This is a genomic window from Brevibacillus schisleri, from assembly GCF_055685845.1.
The window spans coordinates 4,780,615-4,797,935 of the sequence record NZ_JBVNDM010000001.1; the positions used below are offsets into that span (position 1 = coordinate 4,780,615).

Sequence of the window (17,321 nt, forward strand, 5' to 3'; positions counted from 1 at the left end):
CACACTTCCTTTTTCAATGTTTGGGTGGGTAGGCAGCCTGGCCTTCGTGAACGCGGACGCTGATTCGATGTGCTCCCTCTGTGACAATCCCATGTACGATCGTTTCGTATTCAGAAGCGAGCATTTCCTTTCGTTGCCCATTTTCCGTTCGAAATACAGCCAGGGTCAGATGATCCACAAAGCGGACGCCCTTTACGGATTTCAACAAGGCAAACAAGAGCGAAGGGTGCACACGCTGGCCTATTTCCCAGCCCCCACCGTGCAGATTTCCCGTTATCGGGTCAAGGAATCGCGAGAGCTTGCCGAGTGTCTCCAGCTCTACCTCCACGATTTCCTCCAAAGACCCCACTGCCAGCTCTGCTGTCACCGCAATTTCCAAGTAGACAGGCTCCCTGACATGAATCCGTTCGGGAGAGGCTATCGTCGCTGCCGCATGTGTCAGCAAGTAGTTCGTGACAGAACGCCGAAGCTCCAAAAATGGTGTGCCGAAGCATCCCGCTGTGGGCAATACGATCACAGTGACATGCCCTGCTTCTTTTTGCAGGCGGCTGTTCCGATTCGGCAAACACTTCACCTTGACGATCCCCGGATGCGCTTCACGGACGAGCCATTCGAAATCTTCTGCCGTCACCGCTCGATAGCGATGCTTGATTGTCTGTGGACTGCGCTGCAAAGCTTCCGTCAGCAATTCCCGATTACTTCCTCCACTCGCAGGCACCGGATTGCTGACAGCTTGGACAAACGGAATCGATTGTTCCAGTTGATTCAACTGCCCGGCTGGAAGATTTCCTGCTGTTCCCCCTCCGACCTTATACGTCACCCTCACGGAACCGAGTCCGGTTTGAGGAAGCTCCCTACCGTGTCGGCCATCGCCAAACAAAATTTTTCCGTTAGCACTCTCCAAGCAGTAATGGCGATCATCCGGGCCTGAATCGTGCAGATGCTCTACTCGCTGCCACAGAACCCAGCATTTTTGCTCGTTCCCTTCAGAATCGTAGAGAATCTCCACCCGATTTTCTGGATGCTCCAGCCAGCTCTTTCGTTCACTCGGCAAAAAGAAGCCTGTTTCATCTACCCATACCTCTTCGTCCATGACGGGATGTCGAATCAGTCTGTACTCGGCTTGTGGTCCCTCTGCTATCCGCTCTGCCATTTCATTACGAATCGTCTCCTGTTGAATGGCTCGTATCGTATTCGGATAAAAGCCGCTTAGCATGGGGTGTCGTGCATCCGAAGCGACTCCTCCCAAACGATTGTCTACGTTGACAGCGCGAAGCCAATAACGCTCTCGTTCAAACATTTTGCTTTTTTCCATATCAAAAGGACCAGCAAAACGTACGGTACCACTTTCCGTAAAACCAGCGGTCTGATCAATCGTTTGCAGCTTGGCCCAAGTCGTCGCACCTCTATCTCCTCGCTTGTATTCCCATTGCACAACCGGAGCAGCACCTGGGGATTCTTCCATTGGTAGAAAAGAAAAGTAGAAAGAGAGCGGTCCTTGTAATGGCGGCTGCTCAAATCCAAAGTAGACGGCGGGATGCAAGCATTCGGACGGCAAAAACGGCTGGAAGCAAGCCTGATGATTGCTTGTACCGACAAGTTGCTGCCAATCCAAGTCGTTCTGTGTGAGAATGGCTTCGGGCTCATGCAGCGACTCGCTGTATGAGTAGGTCAGGCGCATATCTTCCAGCCACGGGGCCATGTATACAGGATTCGGGCCATTCAAGCCTTCCACCTGAAGAATTCTTACACGAATCCAATAACCATACTGGGATTGCACGGTTGTCGGCTGCAAATCACCTGGACACGTAAAGACAACCACAATCTCCTCATCCGAATCAGTGCCGGCAAACAGCTTCTCACGGTCGTCTCCTGACAGAAGCACCATCCATCCGCTGCCATTCCAGTATTCCCATACCACCTTGCTAACCGTGACGGGTGTCGTCGCAGGAGGGGCAAAGGAAGATTCCTTCATGATCCATTTCCATTTCGGTTCCGGCTGTGATAGATGCGTTGCAGGATAAGGCACTGTCTTCATCCGAAAACGCAGGGCAACTGTACTTCCCGGCTTCGTCAACGCCTCTACGCAGGACAAAAAAAACATGCCATACGGTGCGAGCTGCTCGCCAAACGCAAGGCAACCACTCCCAGAAACCTGCACATCATTGGAGAAAAGCATGTCGGGTGCAAGGCCCTCCGTATCATCTGTCGGCAAATAATCCGTCTTCATCTGGATTTGGGTTAGAGAGGTGCTCCCGCCATTTTTCATCCACTCATGAATCCTGCCTGGCTTCACTCTACAGCGGAGCCAACGGTTTTCGATTCCCTGCACTTGACTAGGCTCCCATTTTTTCCGCTGCGTTTTTTCCAAGTGCAGCCGATTTTGATCAGCCTCGATCTTGTCGAACAAAACCCATTCACCCTCCGACAGATACGTCCACTCGACCAATTCGGGATTCGCTAGCTTCTCTGTCAGCAAGGATTCCAGGTAGCGTTCCTGATTGGAAACCATCGTAAGCTGGATCGAAGCACGATCTCCTAAACAAAACAAGTCCTCATGCCCCAAATACCAGCAATGCTCCTGGTGATTAGGCAAAGCCTGGCAGTCCATGAGAGGAAGCGGTGCATTTGTTCCAAGCCAACTCGTTGCATCTGTTAAAAAGTCTCGACTGCCATTGGAAAACAACAGGTCCGTTGGGAGAGAGGGGGTAGCCAGCATAGGCTGATCGGTTTCAAAAACCACTTCATCGCCAAGGGCAGACTTACCCGAAACTTTTGTGCCCGCCGGTATCCAAACTGGCTTTTGCACGCCCGTACTCAATTCAAATGCCAAAAAGGTTTCTGCCGGTCTTGCCTGAGTCATTCCGACACCAAGCATATTGAGAAAAGCGATAAAATTTCGCTCTGGCACTTGATTCAAACGCTCACGATTATTCATCAGCATGTCTGCGAAAAGGAGAAATAAAGCCGTACCTGAATCAGGATCTTCTGGCGTAAAGCGCCACTCCGGTGTGTAGAAGGGCACCATTTCGCGCATTTTTCGGATGACTGCCTGCATATCCCGCGGATCGACCAAAGGTGGCTTCACTTTACCCACCTCCCTTCCTTTTTTTCACGCGACTGCGATTTTTGCGCTATCCATGTGGACCGAGGCGATGGACTGGATACAACAGCTGATACCCCTTGTTTGTCGCACGTACCGTATAACTGATCGTAACGTTCACCGTTTCGGAATGAGTCTTGTCGACCTTCGCCTCGACCTGCACATCCCGCACACGCGGTTCCCAGATCATGATCGCTTCAGCAATATCCGACTGAAGCAAAGCCAGGCTCGTTCCGTCCGTACCATCAAACATGAAGCCTTGCAATCCACTCCCGAATTTCGGTCGCATCACACGCTCCCCCTTTGCTGTGGAAAGAATGATGCGAATCGCTTCTGCAATGTCATCCTCGTAGTCGGACAAACGAATACGGCCTGTAGCCTGATCCACCTGAATAGGGAACTTCCATCCTTTTTCACCGAATGGCTGCTGCATGGAATCCCCCCATGAATTAATTCAATTTGATCACCGAACCGTTGATGGCAACAATGCCGTCAGATTTGATGTTCAGGGACGCTCCTGCTTTAATCGACATGGCTCCCTGTGCCTCCAGATTTAGCTGGGTGGACTTGATTGTCAGTGATGTGTCCGACTGAATGGTCACTTGCCCTTTTGCATTCAACGTAATCGTACTTGAGCCGCTCTTCACCGTAACTTCATTGGCGCTGCCGCCTTTGATGGAGATTTGGTTGTTTCCGCTGCTCTCCGTCAGCACAATACTCTCATCCTTGTCCGACAGCTCCACCTGTTGTCCTTTTTTGGTGGCAATTGTGATCTTCCCGTCATTCGGATCATCGCCAAAAATCACTTCATGGCCTGCTCGGGTCGTGATTTTTCGGATGTTGTTTTTCTCCGCCATTTCCGGGCCTTTGTTTTCCTTATTCCATAACATCCCGATCACAAATGGCTCGCGTACATCTCCCCAGTGAAAAGCGACCAGCACCTCGTCGCCTACCTCCGGAATAAACAGGCTGCCGCGATCTTTTCCTGCAAAAAGCGTGGCCATTCGCACCCAATCTGTCTCCCGCTCGTTATCCACCAGTGGCAGCTTCAGCTTCACACGCGAGAGCTTTTCCGGGTCTTCGTTGTTCGTCACAATGCCGACAATGACACCGTGGATTCTTGCCCGTTCTTCTTCAGTGATTTCATCCTGGTAGAACCATTGATCAAAGCTCATATCGTATTTCCCTTCACTTGAAACGTCGTGACATAGCCAGATGCCACATCGATGGTATGTGTGACAGAGGTGATGTAATAAGGCTGACTCAGCTTTTTCCCCATGCCCTCTAGCGTGATATAGCGGCCAGCACGAATTTCTGGCAGACCAATGGCCTCACAGTTGCCGTCGAGAAGGTTCATGGCGAGTTGATTCAGGCGTGCCTTGGCGACTGCTTTAATCTCCTCAGGTGAGTCCAGCTTTTTCGTAGACTCGTATTTATCAAAATAATCACCGATTGCTCGCAGCAAATCAGCGCTTGTCTTCGAATTCGTCCCGAGCTTCCCGATATCTGCGCTCGTTGCTTTCGCTTCCTGAAGCACCGTTGTTTTGTCCTTGTCTACCCATCGCACCGTATAGGAGGAGGCTTGAGAAGCAATGTTGACATCGACGGAAAAGCTGCGCAACGAAACTCCCCAAATCAAGGTAAGGACCGGCGTCATGTTGCTCAGTGGCTTACGAAAATACAAGTTCTTCCCGACGATAAAAAAGTCGTAGTTACAAATTTTCGCAAGACGATTGATAAACTGAAAGTCAGTCTCAGACACCGTCTTGGTAATGGTCTCGATTGTCTGAACCGTATCATCCACATGCGTCGACAAGCCGTATTTTTGTCCCAGCTCTTTCACGACATCGCTGTATTTCTTTTTATTCCAGGCGGTAGACTTGTTATCGACCATAAGCAGGAACGATTTGTCCATCCCTTTTACCGTTATGGTAGGCGTCTCCTCGCATGAAAACGAAACGGCTGTAATATGTCCGTAAAAGAGGCTGGATAGCTCGGTTCCATAGCCTAGCTGAATTTCAATTTCATTGCCAGGAACCAAAAAGTCATCTACCCAGCGGAACTCCCACGTGGCCGTATCAAAAGCATTGGTTACCGAAAACGAAAACGTATCAGCTTTACCTTCCAGGCTAGAGTTGATCGTTGCTTTGGTAATGGCGACACCTACCTGGCTGATGAGCTTTTTCCCTCCAACGAGTATTTCCAGGGCTGGGGAATGAAAGTTGTTGTACGTTTGGCGCAGGTCATCGAAGGAATGGCGGTCTGTCGTCAATTTCAATTCGCTCATGCCCTCGTCACCTCACAAGTGGCACATGCAGGGTAGTAGCCGGTTTTAGAAGTCTGGGATTGTCGATCTGATTGGCGTTCGCAATGTTACGCCATTTCGACGCATCATTGTATGAGCGATACGCCATCAAGTGCAGCTGGTCTCCTTGGTTGACCGTTTGTTGTGCGACCTTTTCTCTTGCAGTCCCGATATCGTCCGCGGACTTTTTCACGCTCGTGCCTTTAAATGTGACGCCTAACGTAGCTCGTACCGGTGTCCCTTGATCGAGAAACATCGTAAACCACTGCGAAACCTTTTCAACAACACCAGTGAATTGAAAGCTGTCCCAGACGAATTTGCATAGGGGTGGCGTACTGATTTTCTTTTCTACGGCCATCAGTCCCAGCACTTGATTGGTGAATGCACGCACATCCACTCCGGCTTCGTATGTATCAAAAAACAAGTCGACCGATAATGTCTCGATATCACCGCTCGTGAACATCCCGACTGGTACCGATTGCCCCAATATTTTCTGCCACGAGTAGTTATTGGAAGCATCGACCTTGTATTCCGAAGGGTTAAAGAGAACGGAAATACTCTCCTTGAAATCACCTTGCCCGTTGCGATCCACTAAAATTTTGGCCTTTTTCTCCTGACCCATCATTGGCTTTTGCCTCTCTTTATCGAAGAACTAGTCGTCTGTGAATGCGGCAATTCTTGCCTATAGACCTCGTCGCTGCCGCTCTTGAGTGAAGCGCTTGTCGAACTCCTTCATCATTTTATCCATCAATCGATCCACCTCTTGTGGGGACAACGACGTCTGATTGCCAGTCCTCTCTTGCACGTGTAGATCGACTTGTCGCTGGGGTGGAAGTGTTGTCGCCTGCTGCACTGCGGTTTCTTGAGGAGGGATGCTTTTTCGCAAATACTCCATGGACGGTGGCGACTGAACGGTAGCAACAGGGCTTGTGTGGCTGTCTTCTTTGCGTAACGCTCGGCGATGAATATGGGTTGAGTTTTCGGACAGGGAACGCTGCTCGGATTCTCCGGGTGTTCTTTGCGCTTGTTGCATTCGTTGCAGGAGTGAAGACTGCATCGTCATTGCTGTTGACTGTTGCTTGAATATCCTTGGTCTTTGCAGCGACATGAGCCTAGCGTCTCGAACCTCGATTGTCTGTGTCTTATCACTCGTTAACCGATTGATCGTCTGTGTCTTCTGGTTGACCGTCAGAGTCTGATCATGGTTGGTTTGTTGGAAAAGTCTGCGGCGACTAAGTTGTCTAGAATGCAGTCTGTCCAAGACAAAATCAATAGAGGTTTTTCTCGAGAATGGAGCCGAGCTGATTGGATGGTGGTGAGATAATGGCTCCAAGCTGTTGAATCGATCTTTTTGTTGTAGTGGTTTTCTTGCACGACTGCTTCCACTCTCATGCATGAAACTGTCGGGCACCAACATGCTTTGATGCACAGGGCTATGGGGTAATCCCCACTGTTTCTGAACAACCATTTGTGCATCGTGACGATTCAAAGCAGTCAGGAATGAATGATGATTCTGTACATATGCTTCCGTCCGGAAATCAGTCTGGATTGCTTTTCTGATTTGCTCCATGACTTGAAGATAAGGACGGACACGTAGGGCAAGGAAGCTTGTCCACAAGCTGGCTGTTTGCTGAAAGAAGCGAGATTGACTGATTTCACGAGATTGACGGCTTTCTCGTAATGGATTGCTTTCGCCCATGCGAGACCTTGACCGGTCATTCGTTTGCTTTTCACTGATTGGTAGAGCTTTCCCACTTGTGCTTGAGGTGCCTAGCTTTGCAAACTCGCGTAATGCCACTAGCTTCGCGCTTTTTTGCATGAGGATCGTAAGTCCTAGTTCCGAACTCCATCCAGCAGCTATCCGTCGCAATGAGTTCCTGTCAAAGACGTCTTCTCTCATAGCAAGCGGCTTCGCAGACGTGCTGTACAATCGCTGATGATCTGCTCCACCGGGTCCAAACCACTCTGTGGCACGAAGCATTGCAGATCCAAAGCGGTTCAACCTGAGGAAAAGTGCCTCCTGATCATGACGACGAGTAAGCACGAGTGATCGACTTGTGCTTCGCTCATTTTTTAGGAAGACGGTGTGCCGTATTGGATGATGCTCATGCTCGTGTACCATTGAGATCGTCGCTTTTCGTTCGGGCAGGCTAAACTTTTCATGATTCTTTGAAAAAGAGAAAGTGACATCTGACTGCTTGTCCCTTCCACCCTGTACCGCCATTGGCTGACGTACCATCTCGTATGACATCTGAACAACGTGTTTATTTTGCGGAAAATGAATAGCTGGCTGGAAAAATGGGTGTGAGATGCCTTCGATACGATTCGTAGCCTCATGATTACGGATGGATGTACTCTCTTTGGTCAGAGCATTCAGCAGGTGCATCAACCATCTACTAGGCGTACTTGCAGCAGGATGCAGAGGGTGTTTCCCCGACTCATATAAAAGGTTCCTTGGAGCATGAGATCTAGCAATATGGAGCTCCCTTGTTCTGAGCTGTTTTGCCGCCATCTGTTGAAGATGCACCCACTCCATCACAGACTTCCCGTTCGTCTTGTCGTGGGTAGTACTGACGATACGATTCTGTAACGTTTGCCAGCGTTGGCGATTTGTATGGAAGACAGGCGCGAAACGCTCCCATGCAAACCGTGCGGTACTTGCTATACCAGCTGGCTCACGCTCGATTTCGTTATGAGTTGCAAGATGTTCCTTCATCCACGGCTGGTTCAACCATCCTCGTTTTTCAAAGAAAACAGGATCAATGCCGGACCGGAAGCTCTCAATCCAATAAGCAGTGATCGATTTCCTGACAACTGACTGTGAGAGAAGCGGAAATGTTCGGGAGATATCGGTGATACGCGCTGGTTGCAATGGGAACAGTAGCCCCTGCATGGAGTGTAAAAGGTGTAAGGACAAACCCGTCCGCCACTCTTGCTGTAGCACGTCAGGCTGCTGATACGAAGTAGGGAACATGGCAGAGATGGTGCTCGTTTTGCCAAAATGAGTTTGCTCATGGCTTGATTCCAAGCGAATGGACTGCTTCCTAGCAATCTCGTTCAACCTAGCTTCCTGTGATATCAGTTGTTGAAGCAACTCGTATGCCCGCTGATTACTTGTTGCGCTGGATTCGAAAGGAAGCAGTTGCAACGGGGGGAATGTAATGCGATTCGGCTGCTTCTGCTCTACCCGAGATGCAAGCGCGTTTGCTTGTCGCTCTAGACTTTTGACAAATTGGCGCAACCAATACACCAAGGCACTCGACTGTTCTTCCCGCCCGCTCTGTATCTGCTTCAACTTCTGTCGAGAGCCGAGCACGGCTAGCCCATGTTCGCTTTCTGCCTTTGGAAACCGTTGAACCAAATAGAACAGCTGTTTAAACCGACCGGCATCCGCTCGATGAAGCATACGAGGCAATAAAAACGAGAACATCCTCGAAAGCTCATTGCTCTGAAGTATCCTCTGTTCCAATGGGATAAAAGAAACGTCAGACAGTGTTTCTAGCATCCACTCGCTTCTTGCTTGCGGATGCTGACGGCTTCTCGGGAAAACAATCGACTGTAAAACACGTAGACGTGGATGGGCGATCATCGTCCTTGGTAGCGGTGTTTCTCGACTATACTGCCAGTACAGACTCAGGTTTTTCCACCAGCGACCCCAAAGTTCAGTCTGCTGGGAAGCTACAGACCAAAATGCATGTTCACTTTCATGAACGATTCGTCTCGTGATGCCTCTACCGTCTCTGCCGTCAATTCCGGCTTGCACTGTCCACACCGAGCGATCAAAAGGTAAGCCAGCAGCCCGTCCTTCTGCTCTTTTTAGCAAATCAGGAGAGGACCACGCCCCAATCTCTGGTTCTATCCTTTTGCGGATCAACTGCAAAAAGTAGCGCACGCTAGGCTGTTCGAATCGGACTTCTTCAAAACGCGTCGCTCTGAGACGTGGAATTGAAATCGCATCTACTCCTGTTGCTGATTCAAGCCGTATCCGTTCACGTTCATTTTGCAAGCTCCTGAGTTCACCTGGATCACCCTTTCGTGCTGTGTGTACCCATAATTCCGGAGAAACATGGGGAGTCTCAGGCGTCCAAAAACTTTCACGTACGGTTTCCTTGCTGTCTAAAACCATTGCTCTCAAAAGAGGGGCGGCAAAATCGGCCGGGTGTATCTGCTCTTTAAACCGCCCAAGCGGAAGCCATTTCTTAAGTGAGTTTCCTCGCTGAACCGAGGATTGAACATAGCTAGACCAGCGATATCTATCTCTTCCGTTTGAGACAACCGTTATCTGCGGCAGGTAAACCTTCTCGATTATTCTGGACGACTCCCACTTCCGAAAAAGCTCCTGTATCAAAGTAGTGTGTCGTGCTTTTCGTCCTGATCCCGATGCTTGCGTTATCACCACGCGCTCTTTTGCCACTGGTAAGCCAGCCTGTCCGTTCGGCAACCTTTCTCGATTCAATCCGAGGTAGGAGTCCACTTGTACTTGCATGCGCACATGAATGAAGGTCTGATGAAAGTGGTTTTCCTGCCCTCCGATACTCGGTGAAAAATCACGATGGATCAAAGCAAGGTAGCCGGGATCGCGACCTTCCGCGTGCCGATACTTCTGCATGATGCTCTGTGCAAAGCCTTGAATGGACGCTCTCGGTTGCAGTGATGGACGCCGCGAAAGTGGGAGCGCCTTGATCGTTATCATCGTTTCTTTTGCTCCTTGCAGACGGGATAAGGCTTAAAAATACGATTTTAAGCCGTGGTGCACGATTTCCAATGTCTCAACGGCTACTTCTCCATGCGTGGCCCGAAACTCCGGTCCAACCCACTTGACCGGATAAGCCCCTTCAAACGCCCAAGCTCCCACGTCATTTCCGTTTGCATCCATAAGAATGATTGCTCCTTGCTTGCGCTTGCGCTTTTCTGGCGGGCCAAAGTGGAAATCCTCATACCATCGCCACAGCTCGTTTGATCTCACAAACCCTCGTTTGAAGACGAGATTAGGAAACTTACTGCGTTTCGGCAGCTTGTGAACGAAATGATTCACGCCGCCCTCTTGGTACTCCTCCAGCTCTGTTTCGACGGCCAATCCGGACACTTCACTAAATCCAGCGACCCAAATGCCATCCATCTCCAATCCAAATGGAAATAAATCCACACGAAATCGGAGGTTGGTGTAATACGGATTGTCATTGGCGAACACCAGACTCACCTCCGCTTGAACACATCAAAAACATTTTCCGGTTCATCATTTTGCTTGCGATTGATGGCGGATATTTCTTCACACCAGCGCCGCCGTTCCTTGTGTTCCATCGACATGATCTCGTCGTGAGGCCAGTGAAAATAGTAGGCGATGAAGGCGGCTTCTTCATAGATCTTGTCGACGGGATACCCACTCATACTCCCTCCAGCGCCCCTGAAAAAGCCATATCTACCTGAAATTCATGCTCGCATTTCGGACAAGATGTCTTGAACATCGAGCTGTCCAATTCATTAATCTGTCTGTACAGGTTTTGCAGGTACGCGAGATCCGCCGTAAACAGCCGCTCCACCACTCTTGTGTCAATTCCCCGTACATCTCCCAGCTTGGTAATCACTCTCGTCAGCAAAATAATCGTCAGGTAGCCAGGATTTTGCTGGACACGCGGATCACGCATCGGCAAAATTTCGTCAGCAGCCGTCGCCAAGCGCATGACGCCCCGCTTGTGCAGGTTTCCTTCTTCATCCACATAGCCGCGCGGGAGCTCAAATTCGTATTCCGTTTTAAATGCCATGGTGTCATCCTCCTCATCACCCGAGGCCAGCAAGAGTGACAAAGAAAAGCCTTTTCCTTGCCACTCTTAGGCGTCGGGATTTTCTCTTATTTCGTGCGTGTCATTCCTTCGTGGGCAATTTCCAACTGCTCAATCGCCACCTCTGAGGACGTACCGTTAAAATCAGGGGCCGTGTATTTGGTCGGCCATGCTTCGATGACTTTCCATGTAGCGACATCATCTCCGGCTTCGTTAATGGCAATGATCGTTACCGTTTTGCGTGCGACCTTGCCCTGGATGGTGTCCTGCATCCAGTTGTACAAATCCATCGAATCTGTCACACCCCATTTCAGCGTGATGTTCCCGTACTTCGCCAAGCCCGGGAGCTTGCGCGGTGTAATCACCTCATTGCCTTCGCGATACTCGACTACGTCCACAGACGCGTCAAAGCCCGACACCTCACTGAAGCCTGCCTGCTGAATGCCGTCCATCTCTACCCGATACCGAAACTTGCGGTATGGATCCTTGCGATCTGCCATACTGTACCCCTTTCTTCACATCGTTTTTCCTCGTGAATTATTGCTGATCAGATGTTTTTTGCGTAATACGGAAGATGACGAACTCTGCTGGTTTGACAGGAGCTACACCAATCACGCAGATCAATCTGCCATTGTCGATATCATCCTGCGTCATCGTGCTTCTTCCGATTTGGATGTAAAAGGCTTCCTGTGGGCTTGAGCCCATCAATGCGCCATCTCGCCAAACTCGCGTCAGGAAAGAATCGATCGTGCGTTGGACCCGGGCCCACAGCCTCTCGTCATTTGGCTCAAATACCACCCAGTTTGTCCCGTTTTTGATCGATTCTTCGAGGAAAATGAACAGGCGGCGCACGTTTATGTACTTCCATAGCCCGTTGGATGACATCGTCCGCGCACCCCAGACACGAATTCCTTGACCTGTAAACGCGCGAATCAGGTTGACTCCCTTCGGATTCAAAATATCCTGCTCGCCCGTATTGTACTGGCAATCCAGTCCTGTGCAGCCGCGTACCACCTCATTTGCCGGGGCTTTGTGGACGCCGCGGGTGTTGTCCGAGCGCGCGTAAATGCCTGCCATAGAGCCTGATGGCGGAATGTAGATGTTGCGCTTGTCCAGCGGATCAAACACTTGCAGCCAAGGATTGTAAATGGCAGCGTATTGCGTATCGAAAATATTGCGATGGGTCAACACATCGCTTACTTTTTTCTTGTCGCGTGGGATATCGAGGATGGCGAAGCGGCTTTTCAGGTTTTCACAATGAGCCACAAGCGCGAGCTGCACATTCGGGTCTGTTACGCCAGGAATAGCCATAATGCTCACTTCGTCATTATCGATGAAGGCTTGGATTCCAGTACGTTTTCCCGGTCCATGATCCTCCCCCATGTATTCGCCCGCCGACAGATTGGCGACAGAACCGTCGCTGCCCCCTGCCAATGAGATTTGATACAGACCGAATTCCGTCTTTCCACCCTCAGATTGAGTTTCTTCCGCCATCCCTGAAATGACGGTAAAAGGCGGTATGACTTCTGAGCTCGCTGGGGCAGCACCGGCTTCGACCTCTACGATATTGCTCTTGGACAGTAGCTTGCTGACATGATTGGCAGCAGAGACATTGAGCGAGCATTTGTCGAACTCTTCGGCCTCATCGTTGTAGAAGACTTGCACTGTGAATTCGCATGTGGACAAAATTTTGACCGGCAGCAGATTGTTATCGATGACGTCTCCTGTGAGCACGGTAGACAACTCGATCACATTGTCCTGGGAAGAAACCACTTCGCTGTACTGCTTGGTTTCACCGTCGTAGAAAGAAACAACATCACCTGCTTGAAAGCCTGCACTGTTTTTCACGCGGTATTTAGGAGCTTCGCCGAGCTGCTCGTAAATCTGCGTTTTTGCCTTGCTCGACGGAATCAAATTTACGCGGATCTGATTTCCCCATGCCCCCGGGTTTTTTGCCGTAATCCGAAGGGCGGCTCCTTCGCTGTTACCTTCATTGGAAGCTGGCTTCGCATCTGCTGGCGCTACCCGCATCACATAACAACGGGAGCCTCCATTCAGAAAGAAGTGATCCACCGCATAAGCGAGATAGCGGTATTCGCCAAACGCATTTTCAGACAAATAGGAACCGAACAACTTGCGAAAATCATTGACACCTGTAATCAGCTCAGGCAATCCCGCAACGGGTCCTTTTTGGGCAAGCCCGATAAAGCCGGCCGTGCTTGTACTCGCTCCCTCCATGGGAACGGGGCCACTATCAAATTCCTCGACATACACCCCTGGTGATAAGTACTCTGGCATCGTAACCTGATTGGAGAGTTCCGCATGTATCAGCAGCAGAAACCTGCAATCAGTCCCTCCCTCCGATTAATTTCATCACTTGCTTTACCACTTACAAAAAAGCCGTTTTGATAGGTGAGTCTTGCTCTATAATCAGGCAGCAGGATGTCATGGACCGACGCCAAACAACTGCCGGATCACCCTATTTGGGTCTGTTTATTTGGATGATACCTATGGATTGGGTCGTACTGGCTTGAATGGAAAGCTCGGCAAAACCAGCGGCTTCTTCCCGCCATACTTCAATTTTCATACGCGCATGAGTTTTTTCCAGAAACAACGGAAGGGCAACTACGAATTCTCCTCTGTCGTCGCAGTTCGTTTCGAGCAGTGGGAGTAAGACAGTGCCTCTTGGGTAGGCAAGAGAAAGAGGTTCGGTCAAGGGATAAACTCGACCTTTTGGGGGACTTGCAAAACGAATGATCGTCCCTTTGCATGTGGGTGTTTCGAGAAGAAAAGCATCAGCCAAATCGACTTGACCCTTTTTACTGGTTACGATTAGCTCCGTGGCCTCTTTGGCAGCGTCCTCGGCCAATTTCACCGGGGCATCTCGCTCATATGAGATGACAGCCTGCACACAGGCACCACCAGCTGGAGAACCATCCTCCAAGCAAGCTCTCCCTCGAACAAGGGAGTCTCCTGCCCGAAATGGATAGGCTGGACTCGGATGCAAGTAAATAATTCGTTCGGAGTAAGATGTGCTCCCGGTGATCACGGAGAAAGTCACGGAGCGATCCATATACTCCCGGCTGCTTATATTGAGCGTGTATATCCCATCAGGCAAGTCAGAAAAGATATACCATCCGTCCCCTTTGCATACAGGCACTTGTGGATGATTCGCCAAGCGAACAGACAAGCTCGAGCGAAAAGGGGCTCCTCTTGTATACATATCCACCAGACGGACGGCATACGAGAAAACGGAACGAATGCGCACCTGGAAATGCTGATCCATTAACCATGACCTTCCCCTCGTATGCGAATATCCCGTTCCAGTACGCGCTTCGTTGAACGAACTCGGGTGGAATCGATATGAACCGGCCCTACCGAGTAGCCGATGGATAGCTTGTACGGAACATGTGGAAAGAGTTGGATGAGTTTATCAACGGGAGGCTGCTCCACGACGACACGAAGCTCTGTATCCAGGTTTGCAAGGGAGCCTTGAAGCTGATCGCCACGCAAAATGGCGTTGTCGTAGAGAACCTGCATGGCACGCCCGAGGATGCGGTGCTCGTCCAGCATGCGGGTATGCTGTTCTGCTGGGGAATGGGCGGTCAATATGTAGGAGAGATTGACCGTCATTGGGGGATATCGCAACTGATCAGTACCTTCACTGATCATCATGTGCTGCCTCTCCTGACTTTCCCGGATTTCGTATAAAAACAAGGCTAACGCCAAATCTCCTGGCTGAGCAGGCGAGCTTAGACCAATCAACTCCGGTTGGCTAATCGGCTCCGGCGTCATCTCTTTTCGCAAAAGAGCGAGCAGTGTCTCTCCTACTTCAGCAATGGCGGTGTACTGGCTAATACCCGTTCACCTCGACATTATTTGACAGAATACACTTATCATAACATTCAAATTAATGGTTTTACATGCATTTTTATCTAATTTTGTAAAATTACACACTTTCTTCGACATGCTACCTGTTGGCATACTCCCCCAAATCCTCTTTCAACAGCAGCTTACCCGTCTTTTTTAACTCCTGCTTCGCAGCCTCAATCAAATGACGCATGGAAACGGAGATGCCCTCTGATGCAGCCAAGAAAGAGGCAGCGAGCACCACATTTTTGATCCCGCCTCCCGCAATATGCAGCTTGGAAGAGAGAAACTCAAAATCGATGTCACCAGCTCGTGGTGTATCTGCCGGGAACATGCTGCGCCATATTTCTTCGCGATAGGACGGTTCAGGAAAAGGGAACTTCACCACGTAGTTGATTCTGCGCATGAAGGCCTCATCAAAATTTTGCAGGAGATTCGTCGCCAAAATGGAGACTCCCTCGTACTCCTCCATCTTTTGCAGCAAGTAGGCTGTTTCCACATTTGCGTATTTGTCATGCGAATCTTTCACTTCTGAGCGCTTTCCAAATAGGGCATCGGCTTCGTCAAAGAAGAGGATGGCATTGCCGATCTTCGCTTCCGAGAAGATGTGGTGGAGGTTTTTTTCCGTCTCCCCAATGTACTTGCTGATCACCTGCGACAAGTCAATTTTAAAAAGCTCCAGACCCAGTTCCTTTGCTACGACTTCCGCCGACATCGTCTTGCCCGTACCCGGAGGACCTGCAAACAACATGCTGACGCCTTTCCCATAAGAAAGCTTTCTCCCAAAACCCCACTCTCCCAAAACAACATTTCGATAGGTCACCTGATTGCAGGCGTTCCGCAACAAAGTCAGTTGCTCCTCAGGCAAAATCAGATCTTCCCAGCTGTATTTGGGTCTCAAGCGTGTGGCGTGCTTTTCTAGCGCATGTCTCATTTGCAGAAAGCAAGCTTCGTGGAGATGTGTTTTCGTTATGATCCTGTCTTTCGTCTGCATCGCCATCTCGTTTGCTCTGTGAAGCGCCTGATTGATTTGCCCGGCATTCAGTTTGAATTTCCCTGCTAAAGCGCCTACGTCAATCTCTTGAGAAAAGCTCATGCCTGCACGGCCTGTCTCCCATAATCGCCTCCTTTCCGTTTCATCTGGACCAGGCACCTCCATTTCCAGCCAAATCCGCTTCCCCAGAGCGTTTTCCGGCTTCCATTGACTTTTCGCCAAAATGGCAATGGGACCTGAAAAGCTTTCGAGTTCATCCATCACCAGCTGCTTGCGTCCAACTGTTTGGACTTCTTCTGTCAGAAAAACCTCGAACTGATGCAAGCACAGCGCACCCCGAAGCAGCTGCACCTCTCGCAATACCTGCTGTAATCTGCGCGAAAAAGCTTCCTCCCGGATCAAGCGCTCTGCATCAACGAACAGCACCGGTTGCCTGACGCGGTGAAACAGATGCTTGACTCGATGCCTTTTTCCAACGCCAGTCGGACCATGCAAATGCAGGAGAAGCCGATTTGAATCTGCTCCTGCTGCTTCCCACAATGTGTCAAAGCGCTCCTGTAAATGCATCGCGCTCTCTCCTACCAACGGTTCTAACTCTTGATCTGGCAAGCTCCAGGATAGCCAAGGCTGCAGACTGGCATCACCTCCATCCCTTGTCGTCAAGAAGTGCAGCAGTCGTTCATCCAGCTTTAACGGTCGAGAGAGCCAAGAGCCGCTGCCACCCATATCCCCCTCGGTAAAAAGCAGCAGTCGTCCCAGCTTGCTTTTTTGCGCAAACGCTGTCCAGACCTCTATCCTCTCGGTCGCTGTTCGGCAAAATAGCTGCATTGCCAATTCGGGAGTAGGTGACTTGCACGTAATATCATCGAGGAGGTAGCCAAACAGCTTTTCATACTTCCGATCCAGCTCGACTGACAGACAAAGAAATAAACACCCCAGCTCGAAGCGGTTGAGTGAAAAAGCGTCTGCCACTGCCAAAATCGGTATGCTACCCGCTTCTTGCATGTGCAGGGCATGAAGTCGTTCCTCGCATGCTGCCAACCGCTCTGCGAAGGCTTCCCATAGCTGCGTCGCTGGCGGAGCTGCCTCGAGCAATTGCACGACTTCCTCCTCTGTGACAATCACCCCCCTCATTTGATCCAGCGGATAATCTTCCCCCTGCTGTGCTCGTACGGCCAGCAAGCGCATCAGATGAATATCCAGCCATCGAAGCATCTCTTCGTAATAGTTCCACTGGTTGTGATTCGGTTCGAGATTCGTCATTTCGCT

The 17,321-nt window shown here is 50.2% G+C and carries 14 protein-coding genes; all 14 read right to left on the reverse strand.

Going from position 1 to position 17,321, the window contains the following annotated elements; genetic code table 11:
* Positions 1-13: 13 nt before the first annotated feature.
* Entirely contained in the window at positions 14-3,088 is a 3,075-nt protein-coding gene (locus ACUUHJ_RS22780; protein ID WP_289673910.1) for a putative baseplate assembly protein, read from the reverse strand.
* Between the two features lie 46 nt (positions 3,089-3,134).
* Positions 3,135-3,536, reverse strand: coding sequence for a GPW/gp25 family protein (locus tag ACUUHJ_RS22785; RefSeq protein WP_015892455.1), 402 nt, complete (start codon positions 3,534-3,536; stop codon positions 3,135-3,137).
* 16 nt (positions 3,537-3,552) lie between these two features.
* Positions 3,553-4,278, reverse strand: a complete 726-nt coding sequence (locus ACUUHJ_RS22790) for a phage baseplate assembly protein V (protein WP_472300000.1) — start codon at positions 4,276-4,278, stop codon at positions 3,553-3,555.
* A complete protein-coding gene (locus ACUUHJ_RS22795; protein ID WP_472300001.1) occupies positions 4,275-5,390 on the reverse strand; it encodes a phage late control D family protein in 1,116 nt (371 codons plus the stop codon). Before ACUUHJ_RS22795 ends, ACUUHJ_RS22790 begins: the two co-directional genes overlap by 4 nt.
* A gap of 7 nt (positions 5,391-5,397) precedes the next feature.
* A complete protein-coding gene (locus ACUUHJ_RS22800) occupies positions 5,398-6,033 on the reverse strand; it encodes a CIS tube protein (protein ID WP_472300002.1) in 636 nt (211 codons plus the stop codon).
* A 57-nt stretch (positions 6,034-6,090) separates the two neighbouring features.
* Positions 6,091-10,101, reverse strand: coding sequence for a hypothetical protein (locus ACUUHJ_RS22805; RefSeq protein WP_472300003.1), 4,011 nt, complete (start codon positions 10,099-10,101; stop codon positions 6,091-6,093).
* A gap of 33 nt (positions 10,102-10,134) precedes the next feature.
* A complete protein-coding gene (locus tag ACUUHJ_RS22810; RefSeq protein WP_289673915.1) occupies positions 10,135-10,599 on the reverse strand; it encodes a phage tail protein in 465 nt (154 codons plus the stop codon).
* A gap of 5 nt (positions 10,600-10,604) precedes the next feature.
* Complete coding sequence (locus ACUUHJ_RS22815) at positions 10,605-10,796, reverse strand: DUF6760 family protein (RefSeq protein ID WP_007721336.1); 192 nt, start codon at positions 10,794-10,796, stop codon at positions 10,605-10,607.
* A complete protein-coding gene (locus ACUUHJ_RS22820) occupies positions 10,793-11,170 on the reverse strand; it encodes a hypothetical protein (RefSeq protein WP_007721338.1) in 378 nt (125 codons plus the stop codon). The genes ACUUHJ_RS22815 and ACUUHJ_RS22820 overlap by 4 nt, the downstream gene beginning before the upstream one ends.
* 86 nt (positions 11,171-11,256) lie before the next feature.
* On the reverse strand, positions 11,257-11,688 hold the full coding sequence (locus tag ACUUHJ_RS22825; RefSeq protein WP_007721341.1) for a phage tail protein: 432 nt from the start codon (positions 11,686-11,688) through the stop codon (positions 11,257-11,259).
* Between the two features lie 37 nt (positions 11,689-11,725).
* Complete coding sequence (locus ACUUHJ_RS22830; RefSeq protein ID WP_472300004.1) at positions 11,726-13,486, reverse strand: phage tail sheath subtilisin-like domain-containing protein; 1,761 nt, start codon at positions 13,484-13,486, stop codon at positions 11,726-11,728.
* A gap of 181 nt (positions 13,487-13,667) precedes the next feature.
* Positions 13,668-14,474: a hypothetical protein gene (locus ACUUHJ_RS22835; protein ID WP_472300005.1), complete on the reverse strand. Its 807-nt coding sequence runs from the start codon at positions 14,472-14,474 to the stop codon at positions 13,668-13,670.
* On the reverse strand, positions 14,474-15,046 hold the full coding sequence (locus ACUUHJ_RS22840; protein WP_289678131.1) for a Pvc16 family protein: 573 nt from the start codon (positions 15,044-15,046) through the stop codon (positions 14,474-14,476). Before ACUUHJ_RS22840 ends, ACUUHJ_RS22835 begins: the two co-directional genes overlap by 1 nt.
* Positions 15,047-15,158: 112 nt before the next feature.
* The gene (locus tag ACUUHJ_RS22845; protein WP_472300006.1) at positions 15,159-17,315 is read right to left on the reverse strand and encodes an ATP-binding protein; all 2,157 of its coding nucleotides are present in this window, start codon (positions 17,313-17,315) and stop codon (positions 15,159-15,161) included.
* Positions 17,316-17,321: the final 6 nt, after the last annotated feature.